Origin of the sequence: Sphingomonas faeni (assembly GCF_024273235.1) — a bacterium.
In the GTDB taxonomy this organism is placed as follows: Bacteria; Pseudomonadota; Alphaproteobacteria; order Sphingomonadales; family Sphingomonadaceae; genus Sphingomonas; species Sphingomonas faeni_A.
Window position 1 is genome coordinate 1 of the sequence record NZ_JANBVH010000036.1, and the last position, 12302, is coordinate 12302.

The following is a 12302-nucleotide window of genomic DNA, read 5'->3' on the forward strand; positions in this document are numbered from 1 at the left end:
GCAGCGAGGACGGCCAGCCACTCGATCCGGCCTTGTTCCTGCTGTCGGGCAGCAACCTGTCTAATGCGCCGAAGCACACCGTGACCGCGTCGACCGCATGGACGCCGGATATCGGCTCGTCGGGCATGACCGCGCTGTTCTACGTCGATGGCCGCATGACCAGCGACTATAACACCGGCTCCGACCTGTTCCCCGAAAAGGCGCAGGACGGCTTCTTCCTGATGAACGCCCGCGTCGGTCTCCGCGGGCCGGAGCAGAAGTGGGCGCTGGAAGTCTGGGCGCAGAACCTGCTCGACACGAACTACCAGCAGGTCGCGTTCAACGCGCCGTTCCAGGGGGCGGGCAGCCAGGCCCAGACCCAGGCGTTCGGCACGACGGCCAACCAGATCTTCACCTCGTATCTGGCCGAACCACGCACCTACGGCCTGACGCTCCGCACCCGCTTCTGATCTTTCGGGACGTGTGAGGGAAGGCCGGTCCGCACTTCGGTGCGGGCCGGCCCTTTGCTGATTTCTTTCCTGCGCCAGCAACGCTCGATTGACTATGATTGTGCGCCGCGTCACAACTCGCGGCGTCGATGTCGGGCAACCGGCATGGCACCGCGCGGGAGAGCGTTTCCGGTCCTTTCAGGGCTGGCCCTTGACTGGGCACGGAACCGCCGAAGGAGCAACCACCCCGGAATCTCTCAGGCACCAGAGACCGCGCGAGGCTGATCGACACTCTGGAAAGCGTCCTGGCGTTCGCGCCGAGGGCCACCGAAGGGGTAAGCGCTGGACAAGTCCGGCGCGAAAGCTCTCAGGTCCCGTGACAGAGGGGGTTCGGATCGCAGCACCACCGGGTGCCGCGCGCCCCTTCGACGGAGACGAGCATGAGCGATTACGCCAGCATCATCGATCAGGCCGACGATTACGTCGAGCCGGAGATCCTGCCCTTGCCGCTCGACGCATGGCATCGGGCGCACGGCGCGCGGATGGTCGAGTTCGCCGGCTACGAGATGCCGATCCAGTATGAAGGCATCATGGGAGAGCACGCCTGGACGCGCGACTCGGCCGGCCTGTTCGACGTCAGCCACATGGGCCAGCTTGTCTTCTCCGGCGAAGGCGTCGCGCACGCGCTCGAAACCGTCCTGCCGGGCGACATCGCGGGCTTGGGCGAAGGCAAGATGCGCTATTCGCTGCTGCTCGCGCAGGACGGCGGCATCCTCGACGACCTGATGGCCACGCGCCTCCCCGACGACCAGCCGTCGCCGTTCTCGGCGCAGGACGTCGAGCCAGAAGCGTACGACCCGCTCCACCCGTCGCCTACTGCGAGCGGCAGCTTCTACGTCGTCGTCAACGGCGCGACCAAGTATGACGACGTCAGCTATCTGATCGAGCACCTGCCGGACGACGTCACGATCAACATCCTCGAAGACCAGGCGCTTCTCGCAGTGCAGGGCCCCAAGGCGGTCGAAGCGGTCGCGCGGATCGTCCCCGGTATCGACGGCCTCGTGTTCATGACTGCCGGTGCGTTCCATTGGAACGACGTGCCGCTCTGGATCAGCCGCTCGGGTTACACCGGCGAGGACGGCGTCGAGATTTCGCTCCCTGCCGAACACGCCGTCGCGTTCGCCGACGCGCTGCTCGCGCTCCCCGAGATCAAGCCGATCGGCCTCGGCGCACGTGACTCGTTGCGCCTCGAAGCGGGCCTGCCGCTCTACGGCCACGACCTCGATCCCGAGATCACGCCGGTTATGGCAGACCTCGGCTTCGCGCTGTCGAAGCGTCGCCGCGAAGCCGCCGATTTTCCCGGCGCCGAGCGCATCCTCACCGAGCGCGAGCACGGCCCCGCCACCAAGCGCGTCGGCCTGATCGTCGAGGGCCGCCAGCCCGCCCGCGAAGGTGCCGAAGTGATCGACGATACCGGCGCGACGATCGGCCGGCTCACCAGCGGCGGCTTCGCACCGACGCTCGGGAAGCCGATCGCGATGGCCTATGTGCCGCTCGCGCTCGCCGCGCCCGGCACCCGCATCGAAATCGCGCAACGCGGCAAGGTCCACACCGCCACCGTCACCGCGATGCCCTTCATTCCCCACCGCTACGTCCGCGCAGGAGCCAAGTGATATGAGCCGTTTCTTCACCCAAGATCATGAATGGGTCGATGTCGACGGCGACGTCGGCACGGTCGGCATTTCGGAATACGCGCAGAGCCAGCTCGGCGACGTGGTGTTCGTCGACGTCCCCGAAGCCGGCAAGACGCTGAGCAAGGGCGACGAAGCCGCGGTCGTCGAGTCGGTCAAGGCCGCGTCCGACGTCTACTCCCCCGTCTCGGGCACCGTGATCGAGGGCAACGCGGCTTTGACCGAGGATTCCAGCCTGGTGAACTCGGACGCCGAAGCCGCCGGCTGGTTCTTCAAGCTGACGCTCAGCGACCCGAGCGAACTCGACAGCCTGATGGACGAAGCCGCCTACGCGACCTTCGTCGAAGGGCTGTGAGCTAACGAAATTAACTGCACCCCTCCCTGGAAGGGAGGGGCCGGGGGTGGGTCGGCCGGTTGGCTGACGACACGAACCCCAAGCAGCCTACCCACCCCCAACCCCTCCCTTCCAGGGAGGGGAGAGGTCCAGCATCATGCGCTACCTTCCCATGACCCAGCCCGACCGCGAGGCGATGCTCGCCGTCATCGGCGCCGCGACCATCGACGACCTCTTCGTCGACGTCCCCGAAGCCGCCCGCCTCGACGGCCCGGTCCGCGAACTCCCGATGCACGCCTCCGAAATGGCGGTCGAACGCCACATGTCGGCGCTCGCCAAGAAAAACCTGACCGCCGGCGAAGCGCCGTTCTTCCTCGGCTGCGGCGCGTACAAGCATCACGTCCCCGCGTCGGTCGATCACCTGATCCAGCGCGGCGAGTTCCTCACCGCCTACACGCCGTACCAGCCGGAAATAGCGCAGGGCACGCTGCAGATGCTGTTCGAGTTCCAGACCCAGGTCGCGCGGCTGCTCGGTACCGATGTCGCCAACGCCTCGATGTACGACGGCTCGACCGCGTGCTGGGAAGCGATCGTGATGGCCAGGCGGATCACCAAGCGGGGCAAGGCGATCCTGTCGTCGGGCCTCCACCCGCATTACGTCTCGGTCGCGAACACGATGGCCAAGTTCACCGGCGACGTGCTCGACACGACCGCGCCCGAACTGGTCGCCGACATGGACCTCGACCAGCTGATCGCGAAGATCGACGACGATACGTCGTGCGTGGTCGTCCAATACCCCGATATCCTCGGTCGCATCGCCGATCTACGTCCCCTCGCAGACGCGTGCCATGCGAAGAAGGCGCTGCTGATCGCCGTCGTCACCGAGCCGGTCGCGCTCGGCGCAATCACCTCGCCCGGCGAGATGGACGCAGACATCGTCGTCGGCGAAGGCCAGTCGCTCGGCGTCGGCCTCCAGTTCGGCGGACCGTATGTGGGCCTGTTCGGCTGCAAGGACAAATACGTCCGCCAGATGCCCGGCCGCCTCTGCGGCGAGACCGTCGACGCGGACGGCCGCCGCGGTTTCGTCCTCACGCTGTCGACCCGCGAGCAGCATATTCGCCGCGAGAAGGCGACGTCGAACATTTGCACCAACTCCGGCCTCTGCGCGCTGGCGTTCTCGATCCACATGACGTTGCTGGGTGAAGCTGGTCTGCGCCAACTGGCGGAAGTGAATCACGCCGGCGCGGTCTCGGCGGCCCAACGCCTCTCGCAGATCCCCGGCGTAGAGCTGGTCAACGACAGCTTTTTCAACGAGTTCACGTTGAAGCTCCCGACCGAAGCCCGCCCCGTCGTCCGCACGCTCGCCGACCGCGGTATCCTTGCCGGCGTGTCGCTCGGCCGTCTTTACCCCGGGGAGGATGCCCTCGCGAACGGCCTCGTCGTCGCGGTGACGGAAACGACCACCGCGGAGGATGTCGAAACGCTTGCGTCCGCACTCCAGGAGATACTGGCATGAGCATCAACCAGAGCGGCTGGCGCCCGACCGCGCCTGAGGCGAATACGGGCGGCGTGCCCGCATCGGTAACCGGCAACAAGGCCCTGATGCTGGAAGAAGCCCTGATCTTCGAGATCGGCGACACCCACACCACCGGCGTAGATTTCGAATTCCTCCCCGGCACGGGGAGGGGGACCATCCGCAGGATGGTGGAGGGGGCTGTCCGCGAGCGAGCCGTGCTTGGCAAGCCCCCCTCCACCAGCTGCGCTGGTCCCCCTCCCCGTGCCGGGGAGGATCGGTTAGCCGGCTTGTCGCGCACCGCGCCGATCGGCCTCCCCGGTCTCTCCGAGCCCGAAACCGTCCGCCACTACACCCGCCTCTCGCGCCAGAACTACGGCATCGACCTGGGCTTCTTCCCGCTCGGCAGTTGCACGATGAAGCACAACCCGCGCCTCAACGAGAAGATGGCGCGTCTCCCCGGCTTCTCCGACGTCCACCCGCTCCAGCCGGTCGACACCGTGCAGGGCGCATTGGAAGTCATCCACCAGCTCGCGCACTGGCTCGTCACGCTCACCGGCATGACCTCGGTCGCGATGAGCCCCAAGGCGGGCGCACACGGCGAACTCTGCGGCATCCTCGCGATCCGCGCCGCACTCGAAGCCAAGGGCGAAGGCGCGCGAAAGATCATCCTCGTCCCCGAGAGCGCGCACGGCACCAACCCCGCCACCGCCGCGTTCGCCGGCTATAGCGTCGAGGACATTCCCGCCACCGCCGAAGGCCGCGTCGACACCGCCGCGCTGAAGGCCCGGCTCGGCCCGGACGTCGCCGGCGTGATGATCACCAACCCCAACACCTGTGGCCTGTTCGAGCGCGACATGCGCGAGATTTCCGACGCGGTGCACGCGGCGGGCGGCTTCGTCTATTGCGACGGCGCGAACTTCAACGCGATCGTCGGTCGCGTCCGGCCGGGCGATCTCGGCATCGACGCGATGCACATCAACCTGCACAAGACCTTCTCCACCCCGCATGGCGGCGGCGGCCCTGGTTCGGGTCCGGTCGTGTTCTCGGAGGCTTTGACCCCGTACGCACCGCTCCCGTTCGTCGAGAACCGGGACGGCCAGTTCGTCCTCGTCGAGGAGGAAACCGCAGGCGAACACCACGCCGGCAGCTTCGGCCGCATGGTCGCGTTCCACGGCCAGATGGGCATGTTCACGCGCGCGCTCACCTACATCCTCAGCCACGGCGCGGACGGCCTGCGCCAGGTGTCCGAGGACGCGGTGCTCAACGCGAACTACATCCTGCGCAGCCTCGACGACACGCTCGACGCACCGTTCGGCCCCTCGGGTCCGTGCATGCACGAGGCGTTGTTCTCGGATTCGGGGCTCGCCGCGGGGTTCTCGACGATCGACATCGCGAAGGGCCTGATCGACGAGGGCTTCCACCCGATGACGATGTATTTCCCGCTCGTCGTGCACGGCGCGATGTTGGTCGAGCCGACCGAGACCGAATCGAAGGCCGCCCTCGACCAGTTCATCGCGGCCCTCCGCTCGGTCGCGGAACGCGCAAAAGCCGGCGACCCAAGCCTAAAGACCGCCCCCCATTTTGCCCCCCGCGCCCGCCTCGACGAGACGCTCGCGGCACGGAAGCCGGTGCTAGTCTGGAAGGACCCGGCTCCGCTGGCGCAAGCCGCGGAGTAGGGGAACAGATGTGGTGTGACGCTTACACCTGAAGAAGGATACCGCCCCGGCGAAGGCCGGGGTCCAATTGGGTAACGCTGCTAACGGATGGCGGCATGTCGTTATTGCCACCTTTCCAATTGGGCCCCGGCCTCCGCCGGGGTGGCAGTTCAAATATGCCGCCCCCCTTTACGTAGGCTGTATTGCTGCCATACTACACCACGGTCGGATAGCGTGGGGGACGCAATGCAGGCGCAAGACGCACAAGGCTGGATCAGCTACGCGGTCACGGCCGTCATCATCGGCATCGTCTTCGCGGTCCGCTGGCGTCGCATGAGCGTGGTGAAGCCGCTGAAACTCGAACGCCTCTGGATATTCCCCGCCCTCTACGCCGCAGCCGCGCTCTACATGTTCGTGATGTACCCGCCACACGGCCTCGCCTGGCTGTTCTGCGCGTTCGCCCTCGTGATGGGCGCCGCGCTCGGCTGGCAGCGCGGCAAGATGATGCGGATCACGATTCACCCCGACACCCACGCGCTCAACACGACGTCGTCGCCCGCCGCGGTCCTGTTCCTGGTCGCGATCGTCGCCGTCCGCACCGGCGCGCGCGCCGTCGTCGGAGACGGCCACGCGCTGCACCTCGATGCCGTCGCGATCACCGACATGCTGGTTGCCTTGGCGCTCGGCTTGTTCACCACCCAGCGCATCGAGATGTACCTGCGCGCGAAGCGGATGCTGGAGACGGCACGGCTCAGGTAGCGCGCACGCTACGTGCTGATCCTCCCCCGCAAGGGGGAGGTGGCTGGCCCTTGCCAGACGGAAGGGGGAGGAAAGGGCAACCTCCGTTCCGTATCCTCCCCCTCCGTCACCTTCGGCGACACCTCCCCCTGGCGGGGGAGGATCGAGAGTTCGCATCACGCAATCGCTTGCGCAGTCTCTTCCCGCCGCCGGACATGCTCGCGCCAGACGATATACAGCCCGCTCGCCACGATCACCGGCGCCCCGAGCCAGGTCGCCTCCGCCGGCAACGTGTCGAACACCAGCCAGCCCAGCAAGGTCGCCCACAGCAGGCTGGAATAATCCATCGGCACCACCACCGACACCGGACCGAGCCGCAACGACGTCGTCATCGCGATCTGCGCCAGCCCACCGAAGATCCCGACGCTCGCCAGACACACCCAGGCCACCAGATCGTGCGCTTGCGCCGCCTGCGCATAGAACACCGACAGCGGGATCAGCGACAACGCCGAGAACCAGAACACCGTGGTCAGCGCACTCTCGGTCTTGCCGATCTGCCGCAACAGGATCGACACGCTGGCCGTTCCGAACGCCCCCGCCAGCGCACACCCCGCGCCCCATAACGGAAAGTGATCGCCGCTCCCGGGCTGTGCGACGATCAGCACACCCGCGAACCCGGCTGCGACGGCACCCCAGCGGTGCCACCCGGTCGGCTCGCGCAACACCAGCGCCCCCAGGATCGTCGCGAAGATCGGCACGGTGAACCCGATCGTCGTCGCCTCGGCGAGCGGCAACGCGACAATCCCGTTGAACGTGAACGCCATCGCCGACAGCCCGACGATCGCGCGCACGACATGCGCCGGCAACCGCTTGGTGGCGATCGAAGGCAGACCTGGTCCGGCGAGGATCACGCCCGACACGAGAAGACACGCGCCGAACTGCCGGAAGAACAGGATCTCCGCCACGCTCGCACCGTGCCGCTCGGCCAGCTTGATCGCGGTATTCATCAGCGCGAAGATCACGACGGAGAGCAACCGCATGCCGATGGCGGGAAGGATGCGGTCGGTTGGCATAGGGCCTAGTAGCCAACGCGCTCCCCCGCGTCACCCTCTGCACCTCGACGGTCGTCCAGCTTAAAGGCCGTCATCCCAGCGAAAGCTGGGATCTGGTTGGGGAACGTTCCGTCCTGGCCGCGAAAGATCCCAGCTTTCGCTGGGATGACGGGCGTGGAGCGCGGCGGATCGAGGGGAGTGTATCGGTAGGCTGGGGAGCCGCTGATCGTCAAACCGGCGCGCCACCGCGAACACGACACACCCGCAACTCACACGTGACGAACCCCCGCGCACCCGCTATCCGCACCCCATGATAAAGCGCGCACTCCCCGTCACCCGCGAGGCGGATTTCTCCGCCTGGTACCAGGCCGTCATCTCCGAGGCCGACCTCGCCGAGGAATCCGGCGTCCGCGGCTGCATGGTCATCCGCCCCTGGGGCTATGGCATCTGGGAGCGTATCCAGCGCCTGCTCGACGACCGGATCAAGGCGACCGGCCACGAGAACTGCTATTTCCCGCTCTTCATCCCGCTCTCGTATTTCGAGAAGGAGGCCGAGCACGTCGACGGGTTCGCCAAGGAAATGGCCGTGGTCACGCACCACCGCCTCAAGGCCGACGGCTATGGCCGCCTGATCCCCGATCCCGAGGCCAAGCTCGAAGAACCGCTCGTCGTCCGCCCGACCTCCGAAATGGTGATCGGCGCGGCGTTCGCGCGCTGGGTCCAGTCGTGGCGCGACCTGCCCGTGCTGATCAACCAATGGGCCAACGTCGTCCGCTGGGAAATGCGCACGCGCATGTTCCTGCGCACCAGCGAGTTCCTCTGGCAGGAAGGCCACACCGCGCACGCCACCGCTGACGAAGCGCGCGACGAGACGCTGAAGATGCTCGAAGTCTATCGCGATTTCGCGGAGGAATGCCTTGGCGTCCACGTCATCGCTGGCGAGAAGCCCGAGAACGAGCGCTTCCCCGGCGCCGTCGCGACCTATTCGATCGAGGCGATGATGCAGGACGGCAAGGCGCTCCAGGCGGGCACCTCGCACTTCCTTGGCACCAATTTCGCCTCGGCGCAGAACATCCGCTTCCAGAATGCGGGCGGCGAGTTCGAGCTGTGCAACACCACCAGCTGGGGCGTGTCGACGCGGATGATCGGCGCGGTAATCATGGTCCACGGCGACGACGACGGCCTGCGCGTGCCGCCGATGATCGCCCCGTGGCAGGTCGTGATCGTGCCGATGCTGCGCGACGTGCCCGAGGACGCGGCGATCGTCGACTATTGCAAGTCGCTTCAGGCGGAATTGGCGAAGCAGTCCGCGCTCGGCGAGCCGGTCCGCGCGCTGCTCGACCTCAAGCCCGCCAAGGCCGCGACCAAGCGCTGGGGCTGGGTCAAGAAGGGCGCGCCGATCGTGATCGAGGTCGGCGGCCGCGACGTGGCCGGCGGCAACGTCACGGTGATCCGCCGCGATCGCCTCTACCGCGAGGATGGCAAGCTCGACAGCGTCGCCACGCCGCGCGACGGGTTCGTCGGCGAGGTGTCGGGGATGCTGCACGACGTGCAGGCGACGCTCCACGTCGAATCGATGAACCGCGTTAAGGGCAACATCGTCCCCGCCGCAGACTTCGCCGCGCTCGAAGCGCATTTCGCGGACGGCGTGAAGAACCCCGGCTGGGTCGATGTCCGCTGGTCGAAGCCGACCGGCGCCGCGCTCGACAAGGTCGTGGAGCGGCTGAAGGCGCTAAAGCTCACCATCCGCAACGCGCCGATGGGGCAGACCGGCTGCGACGACGGCGCGTGCATCTTCACCGGCGAACCCGCGGTGGAACGCATCCTGATCGGCCGCGCCTACTAGGCGCGCCGATCGGCTGTGGCCGGCGTCGGACATGCCCGGTTTCGGCCGCTTCGCCCGCATTCAGGATCCGGAAGGCATCCCGATCGAACTCTGGCAGCCCGAGGATGCTGCATGATGACGACGCGCCTAAGTTTGGTCTGACGAGTGGCCGCAGTCCGTGGGAGGGTGTCCGGAATTGCACCAAGCCCTACGCCAGCACTTGCACCCCTCCCTGAAAGGGAGGGGCCGGGGGTGGGTCGGCCCATTTGAGCCACGACGGTTCGGATGGGCGGAAGCCGACCCACCCCCAACCCCTCCCTTCCAGGGAGGGGAGCAGAAGGGCAGGTCTGGCTCGTATAGGGGCAGGGATCGCCGGTTGAGTAATCCGCGGCACCATCCGCCAAGCCCCCCCTCAAAACAACTCCCCCTGAGGCCCCCTCGGCACCCGGAACAGGTCGCTCCGCAGAGCAACCCGCTCCCGGTTCAACCCGTGCTTCGCGCACGCAATCCGGAACCGAGTCCCCAGCAATTCCGCCCAGGGCCCTTGCCCCTGCATCCGCGTGAAGAAGTTCGGATCGTTATCCCTACCCCCGCGCAGCGACGCGATCGTCGCCATCACCTTGCCCGCGCGATCCGGAAAATGCTCGTCGAGCCAGGCCCGGAACAGCGGCGCCACCTCATGCGGCAACCTGACCGGGATAAAGAAAGCCCGCGTCGCCCCGGCCTCCGCCGCGCGCGCGATCAGATGCTCGATCTCGTGATCGGTGATCGCCGGGATCACCGGCGCGATCGAAACATACACCGGCACCCCCGCATCGGCGAGCCTCCGCACCGCCGCCAGCCGCCGCTCGGGATGCGGCGCGCGCGGTTCGACCGTCGACGCCACCTTGGGATCCAAGGACGTGATCGACATCGCCACCGCAGCCAGCCCCTTCGCCGCCATCGGCGCCAGCAGGTCGAGATCTCGCACCACCCGGTCCGACTTGGTGGTGATCGTCAGCGGATGATCCGTCTCGTGCAGCACCTCGATGATGCCGCGCGTGATCCGCCAGTCGCTCTCGATCGGCTGGTACGGATCGGTGTTCGTCCCGAGCGCCATCGGCGCGACCGCATAGCCCGGCTTCGACAGTTCGGCGCGCAGCAGCGCCGCGGCGGAAGGCTTCGCGAACAGCTTGCTCTCGAAATCGAGCCCCGGTGACAGGTCGTGAAACGCATGGCTCGGCCGCGCGAAACAATAGATGCAGCCATGCTCGCAGCCCCGGTATGGATTGATCGAGCGATCGAACGGCACGTCGGGCGACGCGTTGCGGCTGATGATCGTCCGCGGCGTCTCGACGGTCACCGTCGTCCGCAGCTTCGGCGCGATGCCGTCGATCCCCTCGCGCATGTCGAGCCAGTCGCCGTCGGCCTCGGTCTGCGGCAGGTTGAACCGCCGGCTCTCGTCGTTGCGCGTCGCCCCGCGAACTGGTCGAGTGGTCTTCATCGGCAGACGATACGCGCGATGCCAGAACAAATATAGAACATAATTCCCCGCGCCGCGCGGTTGTCCCGGCAGGATCTTGATCTACATTAGAGAAATAATGGTGAGTTTCTAGCGACTTGCCGGTGGTACGAATGAGCGCTCGCCGCGTGCGGCGATTGCGCGTAGGGCGAAGCGATGACGGGACAGATCACCACGGTGGAACGGGCTTTCGAACTGGCACGCTCGGGCGAGTGCGAGTCGGTCAACGCGCTGCGCCAGCGGTTGCGGCGTGAGGGGTATGACGCGGTCCACCTCCATCTTCACGGTGCGTCGATCAACAAGCAGCTCGTCGACCTGATCCACGCGGCGCGCGGCGGGTCCGCGCTGGCCTGACGCGGCGGCCTGACACGGCGGCCTGACGCGGCGGCGGTCCGGTCGAGACAAGCGCGCTCGTCCGACCGAACCGTGCAGCCTCACTTCTGCGCCAGCATCACCGCCTTTGGCATGTTCAGTCCGGCAGCGGACCATTCGGCGGACGTCTTGCAGATCGTCCGATCGATCCGCGAGCCGGTCATCGCCAGCTCGACCGTGCAATATTTCTGCGTCTTGGCATCGTACTTCAGGACCGTCGTTTGCGTCGAAGTCGAAGGAGCAGCGAAGGCCGGAACGCTGATCGCAAGGGCAGCGACGGCAACGAGGCTCTTCAGAAAGATCGGGGTCATGGCAGGCATCCTTATGTTGGTATGAGGCGCCCGGTGGGGCGGCATCTCGACCAATGCACCTGGCGTGCCAGTTAAGTAATACAGTGCTACACAGCGACTAACATGTTCGAACAGGCAGGATTTTTCGCCGAATGGCTAAGCTGGACATGCGAATCCGGGATCGCAAGACACGCCACAATCTGGCGAAAACCGCAGAGAAGTAGTGTGAGCCATCGTCACGCTGCGTGTAACGTCTCTCCCTCTCCCATCGGGGAGAGGGAAGGGGCCCGCGGCCACTTGGCCGTGGGAAGGGTGAGGGCACGCGACCTAGAAAGCAGGCGAAGCCAACTCACCTCGCGGAAAAGCCTCAGCGCTCCAGCAACCGCGGCATGAGCTCGACGAAATTGCAGGGACGATGGCGGCTGTCGAGCTGGTCGCGCAGGATCCCATCCCAGCCATCCTTCACCGCCCCGGTCGAGCCCGGCAGCGCGAAGATATACGTACCCTTCGACACGCACGCACACGCACGCGACTGCACCGTCGACGTCCCGATCGTCTGGTAGCTCAGCATGCGGAAGAGCTCGCCGAAGCCCGGGATCATCTTCTCGGCGACCTGCTCGACCGCCTCGGGCGTAACATCGCGCCCCGTCACGCCGGTGCCGCCGGTGGTGATGATGCAGTCGACCGCCGGATCGCCGATCCACGCATGCAGCCGCGAGACGATCGTCTCGACATCGTCCTTCTCGATCCGGCGATCGGCGAGCACGTGGCCAGCCTCGGTCAGCCGCGCGACGAGCGTGTCGCCCGAGCGATCCTCCGCCAGCCCACGCGTGTCCGACACCGTCAGCACGGCAATCCGCACCGGCAGGAAAATCCGGCTCTCGTCGATCGGCATGAAAC

At 66.7% G+C, this 12302-nt stretch carries 11 protein-coding genes, 1 pseudogene and 2 riboswitches; of the genes and pseudogenes, 8 read left to right on the top strand and 4 right to left on the bottom strand.

The annotated features are described in order from the left end of the window. From NLI89_RS16875 to NLI89_RS16900, 6 genes and pseudogenes are all read left to right on the top strand, one after another. A pseudogene (locus tag NLI89_RS16875) lies at positions 1-449 on the top strand (TonB-dependent receptor); the annotation flags it as partial. 145 nt (positions 450-594) lie between these two features. Then, a riboswitch (glycine riboswitch) is annotated at positions 595-712 on the top strand. Next, positions 713-821, top strand: a riboswitch (glycine riboswitch). A 47-nt stretch (positions 822-868) separates the two neighbouring features. After that, positions 869-2101 (top strand): glycine cleavage system aminomethyltransferase GcvT, encoded by a 1233-nt coding sequence (gene gcvT, locus NLI89_RS16880; RefSeq protein ID WP_254688098.1) that lies wholly within the window; start codon positions 869-871, stop codon positions 2099-2101. A gap of 1 nt (position 2102) precedes the next feature. Continuing rightward, positions 2103-2474, top strand: a complete 372-nt coding sequence (gene gcvH, locus NLI89_RS16885; RefSeq protein WP_254688099.1) for a glycine cleavage system protein GcvH — start codon at positions 2103-2105, stop codon at positions 2472-2474. Positions 2475-2610: 136 nt separating this feature from the next. Beyond that, positions 2611-3969 carry an aminomethyl-transferring glycine dehydrogenase subunit GcvPA gene (gcvPA, locus tag NLI89_RS16890; protein WP_254688100.1) on the top strand — a complete coding sequence of 453 codons (1359 nt, stop codon included), beginning with the start codon at positions 2611-2613 and terminating at the stop codon, positions 3967-3969. Beyond that, the gene (gcvPB, locus tag NLI89_RS16895; RefSeq protein WP_254688101.1) at positions 3966-5645 is read left to right on the top strand and encodes an aminomethyl-transferring glycine dehydrogenase subunit GcvPB; all 1680 of its coding nucleotides are present in this window, start codon (positions 3966-3968) and stop codon (positions 5643-5645) included. Before gcvPA ends, gcvPB begins: the two co-directional genes overlap by 4 nt. A 225-nt stretch (positions 5646-5870) precedes the next feature. Beyond that, on the top strand, positions 5871-6383 hold the full coding sequence (locus tag NLI89_RS16900; protein ID WP_254688102.1) for a CcdC protein domain-containing protein: 513 nt from the start codon (positions 5871-5873) through the stop codon (positions 6381-6383). Positions 6384-6538: 155 nt separating this feature from the next. Here the strand turns inward: NLI89_RS16900 and NLI89_RS16905 are convergent, their stop codons facing one another. Beyond that, a complete protein-coding gene (locus tag NLI89_RS16905; protein ID WP_254688103.1) occupies positions 6539-7435 on the bottom strand; it encodes a DMT family transporter in 897 nt (298 codons plus the stop codon). 289 nt (positions 7436-7724) lie between these two features. Between NLI89_RS16905 and NLI89_RS16910 the strand changes: the two genes are divergently transcribed. Continuing rightward, positions 7725-9260 carry an aminoacyl--tRNA ligase-related protein gene (locus NLI89_RS16910; RefSeq protein WP_254688104.1) on the top strand — a complete coding sequence of 512 codons (1536 nt, stop codon included), beginning with the start codon at positions 7725-7727 and terminating at the stop codon, positions 9258-9260. 391 nt (positions 9261-9651) lie between these two features. On the opposite strand, the gene NLI89_RS16915 is transcribed toward NLI89_RS16910, so the two are convergent. Further along, on the bottom strand, positions 9652-10722 hold the full coding sequence (locus tag NLI89_RS16915) for a PA0069 family radical SAM protein (protein WP_254688105.1): 1071 nt from the start codon (positions 10720-10722) through the stop codon (positions 9652-9654). A 174-nt stretch (positions 10723-10896) separates the two neighbouring features. Here NLI89_RS16915 and NLI89_RS16920 point away from each other — a divergent pair, with 174 nt between their 5' ends. Further along, positions 10897-11094, top strand: coding sequence for a hypothetical protein (locus tag NLI89_RS16920; RefSeq protein WP_082445022.1), 198 nt, complete (start codon positions 10897-10899; stop codon positions 11092-11094). A gap of 80 nt (positions 11095-11174) precedes the next feature. Here the strand turns inward: NLI89_RS16920 and NLI89_RS16925 are convergent, their stop codons facing one another. Further along, entirely contained in the window at positions 11175-11423 is a 249-nt protein-coding gene (locus NLI89_RS16925) for a hypothetical protein (protein ID WP_254688106.1), read from the bottom strand. Positions 11424-11769: 346 nt separating this feature from the next. Next, positions 11770-12297: a molybdenum cofactor biosynthesis protein B gene (gene moaB / locus NLI89_RS16930; RefSeq protein WP_254688107.1), complete on the bottom strand. Its 528-nt coding sequence runs from the start codon at positions 12295-12297 to the stop codon at positions 11770-11772. Positions 12298-12302: the final 5 nt, after the last annotated feature.